Origin of the sequence: Agrobacterium sp. SUL3 (genome assembly GCF_001263295.1) — a bacterium.
GTDB lineage: Bacteria > Pseudomonadota > Alphaproteobacteria > Rhizobiales > Rhizobiaceae > Agrobacterium > Agrobacterium tomkonis.
On sequence record NZ_KQ414498.1, the window covers coordinates 651,313 to 670,443 of the forward strand.

General features: G+C 57.4%; 34 protein-coding genes, 1 tRNA gene and 1 pseudogene. 34 read left to right on the forward strand and 2 right to left on the reverse strand.

Features of this window, described 5'->3' with window-relative positions:
• The first annotated feature begins 3 nt into the window (after positions 1-3).
• From AKG12_RS03475 to AKG12_RS30110, 6 genes are read left to right on the forward strand one after another with little or no spacing between them, the layout of a single operon-like run.
• Positions 4-225, forward strand: coding sequence for a helix-turn-helix domain-containing protein (locus tag AKG12_RS03475; protein ID WP_052817718.1), 222 nt, complete (start codon positions 4-6; stop codon positions 223-225).
• The gene (locus tag AKG12_RS03480) at positions 222-878 is read left to right on the forward strand and encodes a hypothetical protein (protein WP_052817719.1); all 657 of its coding nucleotides are present in this window, start codon (positions 222-224) and stop codon (positions 876-878) included. The genes AKG12_RS03475 and AKG12_RS03480 overlap by 4 nt, the downstream gene beginning before the upstream one ends.
• Before the next feature lie 3 nt (positions 879-881).
• The gene (locus tag AKG12_RS03485) at positions 882-1,313 is read left to right on the forward strand and encodes a hypothetical protein (RefSeq protein WP_156316019.1); all 432 of its coding nucleotides are present in this window, start codon (positions 882-884) and stop codon (positions 1,311-1,313) included.
• A complete protein-coding gene (locus AKG12_RS03490) occupies positions 1,310-1,630 on the forward strand; it encodes a hypothetical protein (RefSeq protein WP_052817723.1) in 321 nt (106 codons plus the stop codon). Before AKG12_RS03485 ends, AKG12_RS03490 begins: the two co-directional genes overlap by 4 nt.
• Positions 1,631-2,059 carry a hypothetical protein gene (locus tag AKG12_RS03495; protein ID WP_052817725.1) on the forward strand — a complete coding sequence of 143 codons (429 nt, stop codon included), beginning with the start codon at positions 1,631-1,633 and terminating at the stop codon, positions 2,057-2,059.
• On the forward strand, positions 2,056-2,226 hold the full coding sequence (locus AKG12_RS30110; RefSeq protein WP_156316020.1) for a hypothetical protein: 171 nt from the start codon (positions 2,056-2,058) through the stop codon (positions 2,224-2,226). The genes AKG12_RS03495 and AKG12_RS30110 overlap by 4 nt, the downstream gene beginning before the upstream one ends.
• A gap of 234 nt (positions 2,227-2,460) precedes the next feature.
• On the opposite strand, the gene AKG12_RS03500 is transcribed toward AKG12_RS30110, so the two are convergent.
• On the reverse strand, positions 2,461-2,655 hold the full coding sequence (locus AKG12_RS03500) for a hypothetical protein (RefSeq protein WP_156316021.1): 195 nt from the start codon (positions 2,653-2,655) through the stop codon (positions 2,461-2,463).
• A 44-nt stretch (positions 2,656-2,699) separates the two neighbouring features.
• Between AKG12_RS03500 and AKG12_RS03505 the strand changes: the two genes are divergently transcribed.
• The 15 genes from AKG12_RS03505 to AKG12_RS30120 all read left to right on the forward strand — a co-directional run bounded on the left by AKG12_RS03505 (position 2,700) and on the right by AKG12_RS30120 (position 8,548).
• Positions 2,700-3,038: a hypothetical protein gene (locus tag AKG12_RS03505; protein WP_156316022.1), complete on the forward strand. Its 339-nt coding sequence runs from the start codon at positions 2,700-2,702 to the stop codon at positions 3,036-3,038.
• 87 nt (positions 3,039-3,125) lie between these two features.
• Positions 3,126-3,398: a DUF2312 domain-containing protein gene (locus tag AKG12_RS03510; RefSeq protein WP_052817728.1), complete on the forward strand. Its 273-nt coding sequence runs from the start codon at positions 3,126-3,128 to the stop codon at positions 3,396-3,398.
• Positions 3,395-3,772, forward strand: a complete 378-nt coding sequence (locus AKG12_RS03515; RefSeq protein ID WP_052817739.1) for a RusA family crossover junction endodeoxyribonuclease — start codon at positions 3,395-3,397, stop codon at positions 3,770-3,772. The genes AKG12_RS03510 and AKG12_RS03515 overlap by 4 nt, the downstream gene beginning before the upstream one ends.
• Complete coding sequence (locus AKG12_RS03520; protein ID WP_052817741.1) at positions 3,769-4,101, forward strand: LvrA C-terminal domain-related protein; 333 nt, start codon at positions 3,769-3,771, stop codon at positions 4,099-4,101. Before AKG12_RS03515 ends, AKG12_RS03520 begins: the two co-directional genes overlap by 4 nt.
• The gene (locus AKG12_RS30115; RefSeq protein WP_156316023.1) at positions 4,064-4,555 is read left to right on the forward strand and encodes a hypothetical protein; all 492 of its coding nucleotides are present in this window, start codon (positions 4,064-4,066) and stop codon (positions 4,553-4,555) included. The genes AKG12_RS03520 and AKG12_RS30115 overlap by 38 nt, the downstream gene beginning before the upstream one ends.
• Positions 4,548-4,751: a helix-turn-helix transcriptional regulator gene (locus AKG12_RS03530; protein WP_052817744.1), complete on the forward strand. Its 204-nt coding sequence runs from the start codon at positions 4,548-4,550 to the stop codon at positions 4,749-4,751. Before AKG12_RS30115 ends, AKG12_RS03530 begins: the two co-directional genes overlap by 8 nt.
• Positions 4,748-4,951, forward strand: coding sequence for a helix-turn-helix domain-containing protein (locus AKG12_RS03535; protein ID WP_052817745.1), 204 nt, complete (start codon positions 4,748-4,750; stop codon positions 4,949-4,951). Before AKG12_RS03530 ends, AKG12_RS03535 begins: the two co-directional genes overlap by 4 nt.
• A complete protein-coding gene (locus tag AKG12_RS03540; protein WP_052817747.1) occupies positions 4,948-5,220 on the forward strand; it encodes a hypothetical protein in 273 nt (90 codons plus the stop codon). The genes AKG12_RS03535 and AKG12_RS03540 overlap by 4 nt, the downstream gene beginning before the upstream one ends.
• Before the next feature lie 82 nt (positions 5,221-5,302).
• Complete coding sequence (locus tag AKG12_RS03545; protein WP_052817749.1) at positions 5,303-5,890, forward strand: HNH endonuclease; 588 nt, start codon at positions 5,303-5,305, stop codon at positions 5,888-5,890.
• Complete coding sequence (locus AKG12_RS03550) at positions 5,887-6,192, forward strand: hypothetical protein (protein WP_052817751.1); 306 nt, start codon at positions 5,887-5,889, stop codon at positions 6,190-6,192. Before AKG12_RS03545 ends, AKG12_RS03550 begins: the two co-directional genes overlap by 4 nt.
• A complete protein-coding gene (locus AKG12_RS03555; protein ID WP_156316024.1) occupies positions 6,189-6,677 on the forward strand; it encodes a 5' nucleotidase, NT5C type in 489 nt (162 codons plus the stop codon). The genes AKG12_RS03550 and AKG12_RS03555 overlap by 4 nt, the downstream gene beginning before the upstream one ends.
• A complete protein-coding gene (locus AKG12_RS03560) occupies positions 6,674-7,138 on the forward strand; it encodes a helix-turn-helix domain-containing protein (RefSeq protein ID WP_052817753.1) in 465 nt (154 codons plus the stop codon). Before AKG12_RS03555 ends, AKG12_RS03560 begins: the two co-directional genes overlap by 4 nt.
• Positions 7,135-7,593, forward strand: coding sequence for a hypothetical protein (locus AKG12_RS03565; protein ID WP_052817754.1), 459 nt, complete (start codon positions 7,135-7,137; stop codon positions 7,591-7,593). The genes AKG12_RS03560 and AKG12_RS03565 overlap by 4 nt, the downstream gene beginning before the upstream one ends.
• Positions 7,590-8,234: a hypothetical protein gene (locus tag AKG12_RS03570; protein ID WP_052817756.1), complete on the forward strand. Its 645-nt coding sequence runs from the start codon at positions 7,590-7,592 to the stop codon at positions 8,232-8,234. The genes AKG12_RS03565 and AKG12_RS03570 overlap by 4 nt, the downstream gene beginning before the upstream one ends.
• A gap of 236 nt (positions 8,235-8,470) precedes the next feature.
• A tRNA-OTHER gene (locus tag AKG12_RS30120) sits at positions 8,471-8,548 on the forward strand.
• Positions 8,549-8,863: 315 nt separating this feature from the next.
• On the opposite strand, the gene AKG12_RS30645 is transcribed toward AKG12_RS30120, so the two are convergent.
• A complete protein-coding gene (locus tag AKG12_RS30645) occupies positions 8,864-9,115 on the reverse strand; it encodes a type II toxin-antitoxin system HicB family antitoxin (protein ID WP_052817759.1) in 252 nt (83 codons plus the stop codon).
• 717 nt (positions 9,116-9,832) lie between these two features.
• Between AKG12_RS30645 and AKG12_RS03580 the strand changes: the two genes are divergently transcribed.
• The 13 genes and pseudogenes from AKG12_RS03580 to AKG12_RS30960 all read left to right on the forward strand — a co-directional run bounded on the left by AKG12_RS03580 (position 9,833) and on the right by AKG12_RS30960 (position 19,128).
• A complete protein-coding gene (locus AKG12_RS03580; protein ID WP_052817761.1) occupies positions 9,833-10,129 on the forward strand; it encodes a hypothetical protein in 297 nt (98 codons plus the stop codon).
• 3 nt (positions 10,130-10,132) lie between these two features.
• On the forward strand, positions 10,133-11,467 hold the full coding sequence (locus tag AKG12_RS03585) for a phage terminase large subunit (protein WP_052817763.1): 1,335 nt from the start codon (positions 10,133-10,135) through the stop codon (positions 11,465-11,467).
• Positions 11,467-13,335, forward strand: a complete 1,869-nt coding sequence (locus AKG12_RS03590) for a phage portal protein (RefSeq protein ID WP_052817765.1) — start codon at positions 11,467-11,469, stop codon at positions 13,333-13,335. The genes AKG12_RS03585 and AKG12_RS03590 overlap by 1 nt, the downstream gene beginning before the upstream one ends.
• A gap of 83 nt (positions 13,336-13,418) precedes the next feature.
• Entirely contained in the window at positions 13,419-13,985 is a 567-nt protein-coding gene (locus tag AKG12_RS03595; protein ID WP_052817766.1) for an HNH endonuclease signature motif containing protein, read from the forward strand.
• Positions 13,986-14,070: 85 nt separating this feature from the next.
• Positions 14,071-15,216 carry a DUF2213 domain-containing protein gene (locus AKG12_RS03600; protein ID WP_052817768.1) on the forward strand — a complete coding sequence of 382 codons (1,146 nt, stop codon included), beginning with the start codon at positions 14,071-14,073 and terminating at the stop codon, positions 15,214-15,216.
• Positions 15,216-15,653 (forward strand): DUF2190 family protein, encoded by a 438-nt coding sequence (locus AKG12_RS03605; RefSeq protein ID WP_052817770.1) that lies wholly within the window; start codon positions 15,216-15,218, stop codon positions 15,651-15,653. The genes AKG12_RS03600 and AKG12_RS03605 overlap by 1 nt, the downstream gene beginning before the upstream one ends.
• A 14-nt stretch (positions 15,654-15,667) precedes the next feature.
• On the forward strand, positions 15,668-16,618 hold the full coding sequence (locus AKG12_RS03610; RefSeq protein ID WP_052817772.1) for a DUF2184 domain-containing protein: 951 nt from the start codon (positions 15,668-15,670) through the stop codon (positions 16,616-16,618).
• 12 nt (positions 16,619-16,630) lie between these two features.
• Positions 16,631-16,915 carry a hypothetical protein gene (locus AKG12_RS03615; RefSeq protein WP_052817775.1) on the forward strand — a complete coding sequence of 95 codons (285 nt, stop codon included), beginning with the start codon at positions 16,631-16,633 and terminating at the stop codon, positions 16,913-16,915.
• 53 nt (positions 16,916-16,968) lie between these two features.
• Positions 16,969-17,229, forward strand: coding sequence for a spike base protein, RCAP_Rcc01079 family (locus tag AKG12_RS03620; RefSeq protein ID WP_052817776.1), 261 nt, complete (start codon positions 16,969-16,971; stop codon positions 17,227-17,229).
• A pseudogene (locus tag AKG12_RS31375) lies at positions 17,229-17,360 on the forward strand (DnaT-like ssDNA-binding protein); the annotation flags it as partial. The gene AKG12_RS03620 and the pseudogene AKG12_RS31375, both read left to right, overlap by 1 nt.
• A 795-nt stretch (positions 17,361-18,155) precedes the next feature.
• Entirely contained in the window at positions 18,156-18,650 is a 495-nt protein-coding gene (locus tag AKG12_RS03630; protein WP_052817780.1) for a DnaT-like ssDNA-binding protein, read from the forward strand.
• 2 nt (positions 18,651-18,652) lie between these two features.
• On the forward strand, positions 18,653-19,009 hold the full coding sequence (locus AKG12_RS03635) for a hypothetical protein (protein WP_052817781.1): 357 nt from the start codon (positions 18,653-18,655) through the stop codon (positions 19,007-19,009).
• Complete coding sequence (locus AKG12_RS30960) at positions 19,006-19,128, forward strand: hypothetical protein (protein ID WP_285277717.1); 123 nt, start codon at positions 19,006-19,008, stop codon at positions 19,126-19,128. Before AKG12_RS03635 ends, AKG12_RS30960 begins: the two co-directional genes overlap by 4 nt.
• The last annotated feature ends 3 nt before the right edge of the window (positions 19,129-19,131 follow it).

Consider the following 19,131-nt stretch of genomic DNA (forward strand, 5'->3'; position numbering starts at 1 on the left):
CCCATGGAAAACGAACTCGACATCAAAGCCCTGCGGCAGAGCATCAACTGGAAACAGGACCGTCTTGCGCGTTTCCTGGGAGTTGATCGCTCCAGCGTTGCCCACATGGAAAATGGCCGTCCCGTTCGCGGGCCGGTGAAGCGCCTCCTCGAAACATTGGCTGCAGCGGCCAAAGTTGGGAACGCCGACGCCCTGTGCCCGGAGATGAGCGAGGCGGCGGAATGAACATGCTGCCATCCACGATCACCCCTTCGAGCGCCAAACTTCCGGCCAGTTACGAGAACGCGAAAACGGCTTTGGCCAACTGCGTTTCGCTCGATGAATGCATGACTTGGGGCGACAAGATGGAGGCGCTGGCTTCCTACGCCAAGCAGTCCAAAGACGACGAACTGATGAAGATGGCCACCCGCATCCGGGATCGCGCCATTCGTCGGGCAGGTGAATTGCTCAAGCAAATAGACGGTACTGGGAATAACCAGCATGGTGTGGGCACCCATACCAACCTCTCGCAAAGAGAAGTCGCTGAACAAGCTGGGATGTCTAAGCACCAGCAGGTGCAAGCAGTCCGTGTCGCCAATGTCCCAGCCGAAGATTTTGAACGTCAGGTCGAAAGCGAGAAGCCGCCGACCGTGACCAAGCTCGCGCAGCAAGGCACTAAGCCAGCGCCTAGAGCAGTTGTCGATCTCAAGGGCCGCGATCCCGGCGAGTTCAATCGCTCCCTGCATTTCGTTGCTGAGTTCGAAGATTACCAGCGCGCAATCGAGAAGATCGACATCGAAGCCATTCTCCCCGGCCTTGTCGAAACGGAGCGCGCGAGAGTGCGGAAGGCAATAGCGGCAATCGATGCCGTTCATGACCGTATCATCACAAGGATCTGACCAATGGATGAGGCAAAAGTAGCCACTGAAATGCATGAGATGATGGATGAGAAGCTTGACGCTGGCGTGATCGCTCTGCCGAGCCACATCGGCGCTAAAATGCTCGACAAGCGTCAAGCCATTCTCGGTGATGATGCCGAGTTCTATCGTGTTCACACGTTTGACCGGCTGATGCAGATTGCAAAGCGTGTTGTCGGAAAATTCCGTGCCGACGACGAGACTACATCGCAACTGCTGCTCCCCGGCTTCCAGCACCTCTGCAAGGCATACCCAATGATGCGGGACGGCGAAGTCGCCATCGTTCCAGTCACCCTTTGCACGGATGAAGAGCTTCTGGCGCGCGCCAATCAGCTTGACGAGATGGCCAAGGGTTGCCGCGCTCATGCTCGCGAGATCCGGCAATACATTTCGGCGCGGGGGCGAGAAGCAGCATGATCTGGAACCACAACATATCCGAAGCCCCGCGCGACGGCAGCCACGTCATTCTGGCGATGCCGAACAAGACGACGCTGCGTTCCTACTGGTGCGAGCCGAAGGGCGAACCGGCGCACTGGTGCATGCTGAGCCACAAAAACGAGCCGGTGGCATTCATGCTGTGGCCGGAACACCCATTCATAACCCATTCGCCGGAAACGGCGTCCGAGAGGCCAGTGGTCGGCCTTCCTGCAACCGCACAGATGGGACCACAAGCGGTGACAGCCGGAGAGACGGCAACTCATTTCATCCTCGATGACGTTGGGGGAGGTGCGTAAATGAGTGCTTATGGCGACCACCTCATCACTTCCGGTCATTACGACATCACGTCCGAACAAGAGCGCCAGCTTGATGACGAGCGCGAGATTGAGCATCTGAAAAATCTCAACGCCGATGCCCACGCCGTAATTTCCAAGATTTGGGAAATACTCGGCAACCCGACATACGAGCAGCTTGAAGGCCGCACGATCTACGATTTGGTGGAAGGCGCCAAGAAGGATTCCGACAGATATCAGTATCTCAAGGGCCATTGCTCTTATCACGCCGCAATGACGCATGAGCAGCCAGCCGAGTGGTCGATTGGCTGGGAATTCCAGCAGTCCACTCCGGCAGAGGCGTATGGCTCGTTCGATAAGTGGATTGATCTTGACATTGAAGATCATCGCAAGCGTCAGGCCGAAATAGACGCCGAGGAGGCCAACGCATGACCTCCGCCCGTCTCGAAGCAGCCACGCAATCGCGCCGCGCAGAGTTCCGACCGGCAGTGCGCTGTGAAGAGTGCGATCACGTCCTGTCGATTGCAGAGCAGATCGAACACTTCTGCGACCGATGCAAAAAGCGGCCGGTCGAAATTCGTGAGGGGAAATCGTCATGAAGAAGGTCACCAAGCAGAAGCCGATCGTCATCGATATGAAGGCCTTTGAGGCTGAACTGATGGCTGAGGTTGCCCGCATCAACGATGAACGGGTGGCTGCATGACCGACACGACCATTTTCATCGGCGGTGCGGCGTTTCTAGCGGCTGTTACTGTCCTCGTCATCCTGGCGCACTTCACGGTATCGGGGCGGAAGTAACCTTCAACAAACTGAGCGGCACGTCCCCCTGACGCTCAGCGCTGGTCGCCTTCATCAACCTCCCTGTTGGCGGCCAGCACCCTTACCAGCGTCCTCCCCCGCAGCCTTGCGATGACTGCGGCGAGGGGGACGGCAAGTGGTTCGAACCCGACGAGTGCGGCGGGCCTGGAGGCGGCGGTTTGATTGGCATCTGTGCCGCCGTCTCCATCAGTTTCAAAGCCTTTGTGCATGTTGGCCTCCGTTGACGCCGCCAACCTCGCACAAAGGATGAAGAATGTCTGACAATAGGTTTTCACGAAACGTAAATTTTGTTTCAGAGGATGAAATGTCTAGTACTGCGTTAGTCGAAGCAAAAGACTGGTACGACAAGCTTATGGCCTTGGAATTTAGGGGCCGTGGCGATCGTGAAAAGTCTGCCCGTGGGCGAGTAGCCGATAACATCGGTGTCCCTGAGACGTGGCTGTTCGACCTTCAATACAAGTCCAGTGGCAAGAAAGATGTGCGCGGTGCGCTCTATCGAGCCCTCATGCTTGGCATCCAGAAATACGAAGACCTTTGCCAGAGAAATGAGGACGCGGCGGATCGGTACAAGGCCGATCGCCTGAAACGATGAGGCAATCATGAAACGGCTGACGAAAAGCCTGCTCAGGCGGGCTTGGGAATGGATTCGTCTGAGGTTTGAGAAGAGGAAGGCGCAGCGATGACTGATATCGGACACAATACAGAGACGGTCGCCGCAGCGGAGCTGCGCTCAATTATCGAACGTATAGAGCGCTTGGAGGAGGAGAAAGCGTCTATCAGCGGTGACATCAAGGATGTTATCGGCGAGGCCAAGGGTCGAGGATGGGACACCAAGGCGATCCGTACCATCATCCGCCTGCGCAAGAAGGACGCCAACGAGCGTATCGAGGAAGAAACCATTCTTCACTCGTACATGTCTGCCCTAGGTATGCAGGGGGATTTGTTCGGATGAAAACAGCAGAAATCTTTCTCCCGTGGCCGGACCATCGCCTTTCGCCAAACGCTCGACACCATTGGGCACAGGTCGCGCGCGCCAAGAAGGCAGCGAAGCGGACCGCCCATTACCTCGTGATGGAAGCGGGTATCGGCAAAATCAACGCCACAGCCGTCAACGTGAAGCTGTCGTTCTATCCGCCGAGCAAGCGGCACTACGACGCCGACAACCTCATAGCGTCCCATAAGGCGGCGCTGGACGGCATCTCCGACGCAATAGGCATAGACGACAGCAAATTCATCATCAGCGCCACGCCTCACGGGCCGGTCGAGAAGAACGGCATGGTGAAGGTTTCGCTGTCATGGGAAGACGCGAGCGAGGTGGCAGAATGACGCCTAATCAAATCGAGCAATTCGAGCAGTTCTGGAAATCCTACCCCCGCCGGATCGGCAAGGGTGCAGCGCGTAAGGCCTTCGAAAAAGCCCTTAAGCTCGCCAGCTTTGAAGAGGTCATGACCGGCCTTCATCGTCAGATCCCTTATTACCAGAGCCGAGAGCAACAATTCATCCCGCATCCGACAACATGGCTCAACCAAGAGCGATGGGCAGACGATCCGCAGCCGACGCGAGAGCGCCAGCGCGGCAATATGGCCGACTTCGGACGAGAAGTGATGGAGAAGTACTATGAACGCACAGACGCACTTCCGACCACCAGTCATTGAAGCTCTTACGGTACTGTGGCGCGCTCTGCCGCCGCGTGGCGTGACAGACGAGCGAGGGACAATGGAGGATTACTGCTTCGCCCTGGCAGACTGCTCGGCGGAAGCGGTTTTCAATACCGTCAACAACCTGCGCGCCGGCAAGATTGAGGAAGCCAGCAAGAGCTTTTGCCCCAAGGCTCCAGAGCTTGCCGTCATGGTTCGGACTGAGCAGGCGAGGCTTGACGCAGCCAATCGGCCAAAATCAATCCCGTATCAGCCAAAGCCCAGAGATTACCTCATCCACGCCGTCAAACAGCGACAGGTGACAGACGAGCTGGCCAAGCAAGGGTATCGCTGCATCGCCAAGGATGTGGACCACATCATGTCGATCAATATGTGGAAGAAGAAAGAGCGCGGTGTCGGGTCTCGCTGGTTCGCATCGCTTCTCGAAGTATGGGAGCCGCCGCATGTGTGATTGCCCGCTCTCCGAACTCGAACTCAGTATTGTTCGCTGGCTGGCTGATGGGAAGGATGGCGAGGAAATAGCCGCCATCATCGATCGCAAGCGCATAACGGTTAACCGCCATATCAGCGCCGCCAAAGACAAAACCGGCACCCACAACATGCACGGCCTCGTCGCCTTCGTTCTGCGTAAAGGATGGCTCGAATGATTGAAAGAATCCCCACAGATCGAGAGATCGAATGCGTTCAGGCTATTGCCAATGGGCTGACTGCCAAGCAGGCATCGTTCAAGCTCGATACATCGATCAATCTGTTCAACAGGCTCCTTGAGAGAGCGCGTCTGAAAACAAGCGCGAAAACAACGGCTGAACTGGTCGCAATCGCCATGAGAAACGGATGGATCCAATGACCATTCAGGAACGATTAGAGGCTCAGGTTTCCGAGCACGAAGCGTTGGGATCGACGCGCCGGGACAAATCTCTTGGCATTCGGTCTATGCCGGAGGGTTACGCGCTCATGTTGAACCGTGACGAAAGCCATTTCTACTGGCTCAAGTTTGATGGCTCGGAAGGGGTGGAGGCGTGGGACAAATGGTACGTCTACCACTCGGCCACGATGAATAGCGATAGCTGCGAGATACTCGCGATGCTTCAAGGCAAGATTGGAGCGTCGGCATGAACCCCATCCAATGGAACGGCTCAAGCACCAGCTTTGGACCGGAGTATGCCAGAGCGCAGAATAGCAGGGAGTTGTTTCCGCGATGAACGAATTTTCCGGTTACGCAGTCCAGCGCGGCGGCCAGCTAATGCACCCTGATCTTTTACGCAAACTGCTCCGGTACGATCCGGATACTGGTAAGCTCTTCTGGCTGCTTCGCACGATTGACCTCTACCCGGGCGATAAGAAGATCAGTGAAGCGCTGGTTCAGAATTGGAACGCTGCATTCGCGGGGAAGGAAGCGTTCACGGCCACGAACAACCAAGGTTACAAGGTTGGGCGGATATTCGATCGCGGGTACCTGGCACATCAGATCATCTTTGCCATCGTGGAAGGCAGGTTTGCAGAATTCATCGATCATGTGAGTGGAGATCGAACTGACAATCGCTGGATCAATCTGCGCGAAGCTACCCGGGCGGAAAATCAGCGCAATATGAAGATTCCCACCCATAACACCAGCGGCACGATGGGCGTCTCGCAAAGACATAACGGCAAGTGGCGAGCGCAAATCCACGTCGGCGGCAAAGGCTATCATCTTGGCCTCTACTCAACCAAGGAAGACGCCATCACGGCCCGTCGAGCCGCTGAAAAGATCCTCGGATTTCACAAGAACCACGGAAGAAGCGCATGAACCGCTACTCAGCTTACCCCCATCGCATCCCCGGCGGCTTCGGATTCTGGGCAATGATCCGCCTATGCCGTGATGCTCACCCGTCTCCGGTCATGGATGCCGGAGACAAGCCGAAGGTGTTCCAGACGAAGGGCGAAGCCGCCGAGGAGTGCTTGAAGCACATCGTCGCATTCATGAATGGCCGCGAGATCCGCGGGGAGCGTTTCGATGAAGGCGCCAGCATCAAGCAGGTACGCCGAGCCCAGGCAGAGCGGATTTTCAGCAAGGGCAAAGAGATCAGCGTTGAAAGGATTCCGGCATGAAGCGACCAAACGTATACCTCGACCTTGATGGCGTCATGGCTGACTTCGACGCTCATTTCCCGGCCCTGTTCGGTGTCGATCACCGCACGATGCTTGATGACGACATGTGGGAGACAATCAATGCCCACCCCTCATACTTCCGAGACATGCCGCAGTGCCCCGGCGCCAAAGAATTCTTCGACCGGATATCTTGGCTGAACCCGATCATCCTGACGGCTTGCCCCAAGTCCAACTATGCCCACGTAGCGCGCCAGAAGCGCGAATGGGTGAGGGAACACCTGTCCAGCACCTGCCACATCCTCCCGGTCATGGGCGGCCGCAACAAGCCTCTGTTCATGCACTCGCGTGGTGACATCCTCATCGATGACTTCGAGCGCAACATCAAGGCATGGCGCGACGAGGGCGGGTTCGGCATCCTTCACGCAGACTTTGCGACTTCTCGCGATCTGCTGGAGCGTGAAATGGTGAGGAGTGCAGCAGCATGAACCAGATGGTGACAATCTCCTACAAGGACATAAACGGTATCTGGCCGATGCCAAAGATTGCCCGAACGACCCCGGCGGCGCGCAAGGCTAGCAAATACATGTTGCTGCGCGTGTCCAGCGTGACGACGAACGCCGAAATCACTGTGACGTGGGAAGGTGAATACACCCCGTATGCGGGAGGCTCCATCACCCGCCCTAGAAGGCGGGCTATGGTCGAGATCGCGCGGCAGGTGCTGCAACGCTATCCCGACTTTTCGCTGGATGAGATTAAAGGGCCTCGCCGCAACGATTATCTGGTGAAGGCAAGGTTCGCTGTGATCGACGCGATAAAGCGGGAACGCCCAGACCTGAGTTACCCGCAGATAGGCCGTTTCCTCGGGGGCAGGGATCATACGACAATCCTATCGGCCGTGCGCTGCATCGAGCGGCGTAAGGCAAAGAAGGAGTGGGACGATCTATGACCAGCCACCCGACAGCCGAAGCAATATTTGCAGAGCATGGCATTGCAGTTGTGCCGGCGCATGTAATGCCGGCCGTCGGGCAGACACGGGCAATCGTCACGCTGGAACGCATCATAAACCGCCATGGAGAGGACCACGCGCGCTTCGTGGTCATGACGCTGGCAGAGACGGCCAACAACAAAGGCTTCATTGACGAGACGTCTCTGTGGGTCGTTTCCGACATGATCCGGGCGGCCGAGAAGAACTTCCCGGATCTGGTTACAAATAACGTCACCGCCTGGTTTTCGTTCTTCGACACTCTCCCGCTGGGCTGGCTACAGTTCTGGGCTTTGGACCTAGACGGGGTGGTATCCAAACGACACGCCTTGGTGGGCATGTTATACGAGAGAATGAAGCGGACGTTCGGCGCTATGGCGAAGCAACCAGACCTTTTGGATGACAGGAGATCGGCATGATTGAAATGACAGGACGAGAGATCGGAGAACGTTTCATCCGCTCGGTGCAGATCATCGAGAAGCTGTATCACGTTGGCCCCGGACGTGGCGGCAGCGCGTGGGTAGCTGTGCCGTACACCCAAGCAGACAAGAATGGTTGGGGATCGGAAAGGCTGGCAGACGAGCGCAGAGCATTCTGGAATTCCATCAACCGCGCACCAAGGCCATGGGAGATTACCGAGGCGGAGGAAACGCAGGGATGGCTCTCTCTAGTGCCGAATGAGGATGAGCGGACTGCGCTGATTTCATGGGCACGCTGCATGGCTCTCAACGCCATCTTCAAGGACTGGTGCAAGCATCAAGGTATCCACCCGGAGACAGGCAGACGCAGAAAAGAGCGGGCTATCTTGCGTATTTTGTTAGCTTTTTCCCGCAAGCCATTGCAGCATAACGAAAACGACCTGTTTACCCTGTTGCCTGACACCCCTGAAATCGGCGATAAAAGCATCAACATCGCAGAAGACGCGCCGACGAGTTGGATGGATAAAAACGCAAGACCGATGGCGTGTGACTTTGACAACGAACTCAGGGATTTTTCTTGGGCAGATCGCAGAAACGAAATCCGTCGCCAGCGTGATGCTCGAAAGCGCGAGGCGGCATAACCAACACTCGGGAGCGCGTATGCGTGCGAGGCCTCGGCCTCTCGCAGCAAATCAGGGAGAAACGGCAGCAGCGTTGCGCTTCGCCTTGTGCTTCGGCAATCGGCAAGCCTCCGGCCTGACTTGGCGTCCATCGCCCGCCGCCCAGCCAGCGGCCTTCCTGACGCCAATTACGGGAAAATCCCGTAATTAAGTTGACCAGCTTCGGCTTGGTCCTCAAGACCTCAGAGGATAGACAGGCTCCCGTAGCTCAGCTGGATAGAGCGCTGGGCCGCGATGCGGTTCACAGGTCGCGGGTTCAAATCCCGTCGGGAGCCTGCCTCTGGGGCATATACAAACTCCGGCTTCAAGGCCGTTCACCAGCCCCGCCCGTAACAAGGTGGGGCATTTAAGAGTGTGGTTGAGACTTGAATGGGGAAAGGACGCCCAAGCGTCGGTCGAGGTAATCAATCGACATGGGAGACAGGACTTCACTTTGGTCGCCTGGAAAAATGACGCGTTTTCCCTCTGGGGAAATCAGCTTAGTGACCGGCACCATACCAATAACGGGATCCGATTGGATCCCGCTGGAACAGTGACCACCCACGCTATTGAGCCAATGTCTGTAATGTCCGAGGGTGGTCATATGTGTGTCAGGCTACCAATGCGGTTCGTTCAACAACATCGGAATCGTACATCATCGCGAACGCGTCTGGTGCTGGGCCAATGTCTTTGATAGACCGACCGCATTCCATAGCGTCAGCGAGTTCAGCTCTGAAAGCTACTCTCAGACGTGCCATTGCTTCGTCTGCAGTTTTGCCTTGAGCGGCGATGTCAATCTCAAGGCACTGCGCGACGTACACGTCTTCGTCCTTGAGAACGATTACGCGGATTTGCTCAGCCATGAGTTCGTACTCCTTATTAGTGGACGGGTTAAGTCCGCTTTAAACGTAGCGATCATCGTACTCTTTGACAATCCGCCGTTCGTATTAACTTTGGGTAAGCAAAATAGTAGTTTTTCTTGCTTGTCCAGAGCTGGAGAACCGTCGGAGCGCGGTATTGTTCCGATTTTGCGCCGGATGCGACCGTTTGCCCCATTCCCCCGCCCACATGGAGAGAGCGATGAAGCGCTGTGAGAACTGCGGTTCGGAAACGACAGCCCGAGGCCGTGAGCTGACCGGGCGATATTGCTCGCCAGATTGCATGTCGGCGCACAAAGGCCGCTCTCGAATGAAGCCGCGGATCATAGGCATGGATTACGGGACAGGCGATTACAGCGTTGAAACTCTCTTGCGCCATGAACCCGACGGTTCTCATCAACTGATCAGTGTCTCCACCCCATGACCACCACCGAGCAAGAGCGGGAGCCAAACCCGCAGATGATGTTTGGCGATCCGGTAAGTGGCTGGCACGATCATTTCGCATGGTTCCCGGTCCGCACATACGATCAGCGCTTTGCATGGCTTCGGTGGGTAAGACGCCGGTGCATCCAAAAGCATCAGTATCTGCACGGCGGATCTGATTTCTGGTGGCAGTATTACCTGCCGGCGTAGAAAACCATTATCGCGAAATGCCAAGTCGCCACCGGGCGGAAGGAATAATTTTGCCGAAAGGCGCTCATCATGACCAGCAAACAAGTGAAAAGTGCTGAAAAACCACCTGCCGCCGGTAAGGGCAGGGTGAAAGGCACGCCAAACAAGACGACTGCGCTGCTGAAAGACGCAATCATTCGCGCCGCAGAAGCTGCCGGCGAAGACCAGAACGGCAAAAACGGGCTGATCGGCTACTGCACCTTCCTTGCGAAGGAAGAACCCAAGGCGTTCGCGCAATTGCTGGGAAAGGTTCTGCCCATGCAGATTTCCGGCGAGGGCGGTGGCGCCGTTCGTATCGTGATCGCTCCAGAGGACGCCGAACTGTGACGCATGGCAATAGCAACGCTGACGGAGAAACAAAGGCAGGCTAATCGGCTATTGGCCAGCCCTGCGCGCAATATCATGCTGCGCGGCGGGTCTCGATCCGGAAAGACGTTCTTGCTCGTCAGAGCCGTCATCCAGCGGGCTATCAACGCTCCTGGTTCTCGGCATGTCATATTCAGGTTCCGGTTCAACCACGCCAAGACATCGGTATGGTCGGACACGATCCCCAAGGTTCTCTCGCTATGCTTCCCCGCGCTTCGGGTGAAGACGGACAAGACGGACTTCTATATCGAACTGCCGAACGGCTCTCAGGTCTGGATCGCGGGCCTAGATGACAAGGAGCGGGTCGAGAAGATCCTCGGGCAAGAGTATGTGACGCTCTATTTCAACGAGAGCAGTCAGATACCGTGGGCGTCGGTCGAAACTGCCATGTCGCGTCTCGCGCAGCTCTGTGAAGTGAGCCCCGAGATATACGCGGCGACTGGTCGGAAAAATCTGCCGCTCAAGGCGTACTTCGACTGCAACCCGCCATCAAAGCTGCATTGGAGCTATCAGCTATTCCGCGCGAAGATGAAGCCCGGCACGAAAGAGAAACTGGCGAAGCCAGAAGACTACGTTGAGATGCAGGTGAACCCTGCCGACAACGCAGACAACCTGCCGGCGGAATACTTCGACGTTCTCGCATCAATGTCTGCGGCCAAGCGGCTCAGGTTCGAAGCTGGCGAGTGGGCAAGCGAAGTCAACGGTGCTCTGTGGGCGCAGGAAGACCGCAAGGCACCTGATGGCAAGGTGATGCCGGGGATCGATAGCCTGCGCGTCACAGAAGCCCCAGAGATGCAGCGCATAGTGGTTTCGGTTGACCCATCCGGCACACGAGGCGACGGGACAGGCGATGACATCGGTATCATCGTTGCTGGTCTTGGCGTTGATGGCCATGGGTACATTCTTGAAGACGGTACTTGCCAGATGTCACCGGAAGGTTGGGGCAGACGGGCAGTTGATCTGTACCACAGGCATCAAGCCGATCGGATAATCGGCGAACGCAACTTCGGCGGTGACATGGTCCGGTTCACGGTATCGACTGCAGATAACCGAGCATCGTTCAAAGAGGTGGTTGCCAGCCGCGGCAAAGCGGTCCGAGCAGAGCCGATCAGTGCCCTTTATGAACAAGGCCGCGTTCATCACGTTGGGGAGTTCCCCGATCTCGAAGACCAGATGTGCAATTTCACGTCGTCCGGTTACGTCGGCGAAGGTTCGCCGGACCGTGCAGACGCCCTCGTATGGGCCATCACTGAGCTGATGCTTGGCGGTTATCACTATGGAATGTTGGATGTTGTCTGATGATGCTACTTGACCGCCTATCGAACTTCGTGAGCGGCCTTGGCACCTCGAAGGACAAGAAGTCTGCCAACGTCTATGGGTTTAATCTCATTGACGCACAGCAGCTTAACGCGATGCACCGGTCTGACTGGATGGCGCGTAAGGTCGTGGACATCATCCCAGATGACATGACCCGAGAATGGCGCGAGTGGCAGGCTGACGAATCCGTTGTCGAGGCAATCGAGCGGACAGAGCGCGCGCCGCAGATCAACATCCAGGCCAAAGTCAATGAGGCCATGCAGCTTGCCCGCCTTCGTGGCGGCGCTGTGCTTGTGCTGGGCATTGAAGGCGCTGGGCTGCCGAATGAAGAACTCGCCTTTGACCGCGTCAAGATCGGGTCGCTGAAATACGTTCACGTTCTAGGTCGGGATCAGGTCAGCTACACCGACATCAACCGGGACATCACGTCGCCGTTCTATGGCGAACCTGTCATGTGGACGGTCAGCAACAGCAACGGTGCGCAGGTTGATATTCATCCGTCGCGTGTCATCCGCTTTGTCGGTGCGCCAATCCTCGACAAGAGCAACGCGGAGAATGAAGTCTGGGGCGATAGCGTTCTGCAGATCGTCTATGACGCAATCCAGAATGCGGCGTCATCGCAAGAGCATACGGCCTCACTGATCCCAGAGGCAAAAACGGATGTGATCTACATCCCGAATCTGTCGAAGTATCTGGAGAACGAAAAGACGACGCAGAAGCTTACCGAGCGCTTCACCTACGCAAACACCATGAAGAGCATGTTCAACATGCTGTTGCTGGAAGGCGACGGCGCCGGGGCTACTGGCAATGGAGAACGCTGGGAGCAGAAGACCATCAACTTTGGTCAATTCCCTGAGCTGCTGCGGCTCTTCCTTCAGGTGGCTGCTGGGGCTGCTGACATCCCGCTCGTGCGCTTCCTGCAAGACGCTCCAAGCGGCCTGGGATCGAACGGCGAAACCACGCTGAAGAACTATTACGACAACATCGGCGCGCGGCAGACCAACTGGCTTGGCCCTGCCATGTGGCGGTTCGATGAGGTCTGTATTCGCTCGGCTACGGGCAAGCGCGATCCCGCCATCTATTACCAGTGGGCACCTCTCTACACCCAGACCGAAAAAGAACGGGCCGAGGTGTTCAAGATGTATGCCGATGGAGCCCGCACGCTGGTCGGCAGTGGCACTGGGCAGGAGATCATCGCGAGAGATGCAGTGTCGCAAGCGCTCATCAACCGGCTGGTTGAAGACGGTAATCTGCCGGGACTGGCGGAAGCGGTGGAAGAGTTCGGCGCGATTGGCGAGCAAGAGCCAACCGAAGAAGAGCTTGCAGCCGCCGCAGGAGCCGCACAGGCAGCGAACAGCAACAATGTGGCCCGGATGCAGCAGGCGGCGAACGATGCTGCTCCACGGACGCTGTATGTGTCGCGCAAGGTGGTCAACGCTGCCGATCTGATCAAATGGGCAAAGGGGCAGGGGTTTCAGACCACGCTTCCAGCCGATGAGATGCATGTCACCATCGCTTACAGCCGCACACCTGTGGACTGGATGAAGGTTGGCGAAAGCTGGGCCGGAGAGTTGAAGGTCGCTGCTGGAGGCCCCCGCTTGATGGAACAGTTCGGTGAGGCTCGAGTGCTGCTGTTCAAGGCTGCTGAACTCGATTGGCGCCACGAGAACATCAAGGCGGCTGGGGCTTCATGGGATCATTCCGAATACCAGAGCCACATCACGATCAGCTACGACCCGGAATCTCCTGATCTGGAAAGCGTCGAACCATATCAGGGTGAGATCATTCTGGGGCCGGAGATTTTTCGAGAAGTTGACGAAAACTGGTCTGAGAAGGTGACGGAATCCTAGCTTTCTGGTAGTTTAAGGCGGCTCGCCAAGGTGTTCCACCACCGAAGCGAGCCTAACCGATCAACGCTATTGGAGAGCGAAGAATGGCTGACAGCCACTTACCGTCAATCGAACTTTTGCGTCAACTGCTGAGATATGAACCTGAGACAGGTAAGCTTTTCTGGCTGGTGCGCCCTGCATCCATGTTCGTTGGCGGTCCCTACCCCTCAGGCAGACGGGCCACCTCTTGGAACAACCGACTGGCAGGCCGGGAAGCATTCACTGGCATCGGTAGCCACGGCTATAGTGAAGGTTCAATCTACAACAAGAAGTACCTCGCCCATCGCATAGTTTGGGCCTTGCACTACGGCGCGCATCCGCCGCGCCACATTGACCACGTTAACGGCGACAAGCACGACAACCGCATTAGCAACCTGCGCGACGTTGACGTGTCGCTGAACCAGCGCAATGCCAGAGGCAAGTCGAACAACACGAGCGGAGCGACCGGCGTGAATTGGCGTCCTGACAAGGGCAAATGGCGAGCCCGCCTCATGGTCAACTACAAAGAGACGACCATCGGGCACTTCGAAACGTTCGAAGAAGCGGTGGCCGCCCGAGCGGCAGCCGCAAGTGGCCTCGGGTTCACAGAGCGCCATGGAACATTCGAGTAAATATCGGCCACCTTCGGGTGGCCTTTTTCGTGGCCGCAGAGGTCAAGGAAGACTGGCAAGCGGGCATCAGCGAGGAATAACAGCCATGCAATTCACTGATCGACTTGCGCTCGACGGGGCTATCCGTCGGACGGCAGACGGCTATGGCGTGCTTTCGGCCAAGGTGGCCCGTGCAGACAACGTTCAGCTTTATCTCGGCTCCGAGGTAGGCATGAACGACAAAGCCATCGTGCGGGTCTACCGACCCGAAAGCGAAGTGTTCAAGAAGGACGCCATCGCCAGCTATGCCGGTGTGCCTGTCACCATCGATCACCCCAAGAACGGCGTGAATGCCGAGACATGGAAAGACCTTGCTGTTGGCGAGGTGGGCGACGACGTTCTGCGAGATGGCGAATTCGTCCGCGTCCCCATGATGCTTCGCGATGCCAAGGCGCTGAAGGCTGTTGAGGACGGCAAGCGCGAGCTTTCCATGGGCTATAGCGCCGAGATCAGGTTTGCTGATGGTGTGACGCCATCGGGCGAGCAGTTCGACGCCATCATGTCCGATTTCAAAATGAATCACGTTGCGATTGTCGACAGGGCACGCGGCGGGGAAGAGCTTCGCATTGGTGACAGTGCGATCAAGTGGGGCGCCGCCCCGATTATCACCACTGACAAGGAGACAGTCGACATGACTGAAGCACTTCGAACTGTGGTCGTGGACGGACTGTCGGTTCAGACGACCGATCAGGGCGCCCAGGCTATCGCAAAGCTGCAGAAGGACCTGGAATCTTCCGCGGCGAAACTCGTTGATGCCAACAACGCCCACACGGCGGCGCTGGCTGCCAAGGATCAGGAGATCGGCACCCTCAAGGCCGAGAACCAGAAGCTCAAGGACGGCCAGATCAAGCCGGAAGACCTTGACCGTCTGGTTGCTGATCGCGCCACCCTTGTTCAAGTCGTCACGGCGATCGACAGCAAGATCGAGATCAAGGGCTCCGACGCCGATCTTCGCCGCGCCGCAGTCAAGTCCAAGCTCGGCGACGAGATGGTCAAGGATGCATCCGACGACATGATCACCGGCATGTTCCGGGCGATTGCCAAGGACGTCAAGCCGGCCGATCCCTTTGCGCAGGTCCTCAAGGATGGCGTCAAGCAGACCGACACCAACACCATCAGCACGGCCCACAAGGCCATGACCGATCATCTCACGTCGGCGTGGATGGGCTCTAACCAGAAGGGGGCCGCATAATGCCTGCGATCCAGACCACCTACGCAGCCACTCACGCCCGCTGGGTTGAGGGCATGATCCCCAACATGGAGCCGAACGACATCGTTACCCGCATTGCGGAAGATGTCGAGGGTATCGGCTTCGGCAAGGTTTGCGTGCAGGGCACGCTCGATAACCAGGTTGTGGACTCGGAAGCGACCGTCAAGTTCGCCGGTATCGCTGTCCTCGATACAACCCGCCCGACCGGCAAGTACGAGCAGTATGACAATGTCGCCGTCATCAAGAAGGGCGTCATCGTCGTGCAGGCCTCCGAAGCCGTGGCCGTCGGTGACCCCGTCTACTACACCCCGGCTACCGGCGTTCTTTCCAAGACGTCGACCTCCAACACCCTCATCGCAGGCGCACAGTGGGACACCAGCACGTCTGGTGCCGGTCTCGCAGTGCTGCGTCTCGGCTAACAGGAGCGATCTCAATGAACATGCATATGAACGACGCTCAGCAGGTCGCGATGAGCTTTCTCATCCGGCAGGCTTCGCTCATCGAGCCCACCGCCTACGCGATGCGCTACCAGGAAATCCAGTACGCATCGCTGATCCCGGTCGACACGTCGGCGCCGGAATGGATCCAGTCCGTCACCTACTTCTCCATGGATGGTGTCGGCAAGGCGGAATGGTTCAACGGCAACGCGCAGGACGTGCCGAAGGTCGAGCTGACCCGTGAAAAGTTCGAGACCAGCGTCAGCATGGCCGCAATCGGCTACGGCTACACGCTGGAAGAGCTTGGCACTGCCCAGCTTCTCGGCATGAACCTCTCCTCTGACAAGGCGACGTTGGCGCGCCGCATTGCGGAAGAGAAGATCGATGCCGTCGCCTTCGTTGGCGACACATCGAAGGGTCTCACGGGTCTCGTGAACTCGTCCACCCCGACGGCCACCACAGCTCCGGCTGATGGCACTGGTTCGGCGACGACATTCGCCAGCAAGACGCCGGATCAGGTTCTCCGCGACATCAACGGGCAGATCACCGGCATGTTCACCGGCACGCTTGGCGCAGAAATCGTGGACACTATCCTCCTGCCGTACTCCGTGCTGCTGGACCTCTCCACCCGTCGCATCGACGCGGTGAACCAGACCACGATCCTTGAATGGGTCGAGCGCAACAACATCTACACCCGCACCACGGGTCAGGCGCTCACCATCCGCGGCGTGTTCGGCTACCTCGACACTGCTGGCGCAGGCGGCACCAAGCGAATGGTTGCCTACCGTCGCTCGCCTGAAGTCCTGAAGATGCATCTGCCGATGCCCTTCCGCTTCATGCAGCCCTGGCAGACCGGACCGATCAAGTTCGATGTTCCCGGCATCTTCCGTGTCGGTGGCGTCGATATCCGCCGGCCGAAGGCAGTGAGATATTTGGATGGGATTTAAGGAGAGACGAACATGAAAGCGACGAACATCTCCAAGGGGCCGCGCGGTCTCAATTCCACGAATGGCCCGATTCTGGTTGAGCCAGGTGAAAGCGTCGAGATCGACCTCAACGAGGTTGAACTGAAGGTGTCCAAAGGCACTGGCTGGTTCGAGTTCGAAGGTGAGGCGGCCGACGCCGGCGATAAGCTTGATCGCGACGAACTTAAGAAGCAGGCCGACGAGCTTGGCCTGCAGTATGCTCCCAATATCAAGTCCGAAAAGCTGAAAGAGCTGATCGACGCCAAGCTGGCATCCTGACGACATCGCCTCGGCTGGAAACGGCCGGGGCTTTCATTTCAACGGAGATCGACATGGCAACGAACCCCTTCAATCGAGGCTTGAACGTCGCCTCCGATCTTGTCCCGGTTACCCCGAATGACAGCACCGATCTGGCTGAACCCGGCCGCGCGATCCGTTGTCGCCCTGACGGTGTCGCGGGCACGCTCCGGTTCAGCACCAATACCAATGTCGTGCGTAACACCTATATCGACGCCGGCGAGACCATTCTGGTTGCCGTAAACCGTGTGCATGCCACCGGTACGACTGCGACGAACCTTGAGGTTCTGGTCTGATGGCTGGCTACGGCAGCAACGAGGGTTTCACGGCTTACGCTGAGGCTGCAGGCTATGTTTTCCCGGACGGCACGACCGAGCCGCAGAAGACCGCCGCCCGTCAGCGAGGTTCGCTGTTTATCGATCGGTTTATAGCCAGCCCCAAAGCGTGCCACGGTGAATGGAGGATACGGTCTGCCTGACTATGCCATACTCCTCGGCAATCTCATGTTGTGTTCGGATGCCCTTGAGCGACCGAATGCGCAGGACGTCTTCCGTAGCGAGCTTTGACATACCGTGCCGGTCGCCTCTGTTGGACCGGCCGTGGGCCACTTTGTCCATTTCGTTTTCGCCTCTGGTCGCCCAGCGTAGGTGCTTAGGGTGAACGCAGCCGTTCTTGCCATTCCCACAAGAGTGGGCGGAATCGTAAGACGGATCGGGAGGCTCGCCGTGGGCCATGGTGCACATAAGACGGTTGGCGGCTATCCGCCTATCTGGAAGAACAACCTCGCCATAGCCGTTCTGTCGTTCTCGGTAGGGCCATATAAGGCATTCATCACCTTCGTGTCCCACATGCGCCTCTAGCCATCTGAGCGCTTCCCCCTGCGCGGCCTTGCCGCCTAAAGGGTCGCCATGGTGTTGCCAGCGGTAATAGTGGCTTTTGCAATACCCCTTGCACTCTGCATCTTTGGTGCAGCCGGGGGCGGCGCAAGGAGCTTTGATAAATGGGCGCCGCGCAATCGTAGGGTCGCCATTCTTCAATAGGCGACGATAATGCTGATCGCAAAAGCCACGGGCTTGATGCGGGTTGCTGCATTCGGGAATCGAGCATAAACGTGAACTAGCCATCTTGACCTCTCCAAAGGTTGGGCTTGGTTAGAACCCGCTTTGAGCGCTCCAACGTTCGGCGGGTTCGTCATTTCTACCATACAGAACAGGATTGACCAATGGCTGGCTACCTCACTGTCGATGCTATGAAGGCATATTGGGAAGGCCAAGGCTATTCTCTGGCACCAGACGCGGACGCTGCAAAAGTCACGTCGGCATGGAACCGGGGCGCGTCGGTCATTGATCGGTATGAACCTCATTTCAGCGGGGTTCGCTCCGGCGGCTTTGAGCAAGAGCATGCATGGGGCCGAGATGGGGCCACCACCTATTATGGACAAGCAATTCCGAATGGCGTTGTGCCGGTAGCGGTTGCCAACGCATCATTCGAAGCTGCTTGGCTTGAGTTCGGAAAGCCGGGGATATTGAGCCCAGTTGTTACCGGATCAGCCATGGCGAAGCGCAAGAAGGTAGGTCAGTTGGAAATCGAATACTCGACATCCAGCGCGACCAGCATTGACGAACTCGTAGCGCTTGCAACCCCTGTCGTCGTCACCATCGAAAACCTTCTCTGGCAATTTATGCGACCGGTTGTCCCCGGCGTTCTGGTAGTTTGATCATGGCGACATTCGACTATACCGAGATGCAGGCGGTTGCCGAGGAACTGATCGCAGAGTTCGGCACTTCCGGTGCCATCCGCCGCTCAACCACGTCAGGGCCAGACTATGACCCTGTGATCACCGATACAGACTACGCCTGCCAACTGGTCACGCTGGAATACAGCGACAAGGATGTGGACGGCACGCTGATCAAGAATACCGATAAACTGATTTACATCTCGACGGCTGGCCTGACGATCACGCTTGAGAAGAGCGACAAGATCATTGCCGCTGGCGAGGAATACGCCATTGAAAACCTCAAACCGCTGTCGCCTGCTGGTATCGTGGTGTTCTGGGAAGCGCAGGGCCGGCGATGAACGACAACGTGCCGCCATCGATCGCAGCCCGCATTCTCGTGCGCGGCGTGATCATCGGTTTTCTCATTGCATTCGCTGCAAGGCTTGGCTGGGCCGCTGGTGGCTGGATAATCGGGTGATTG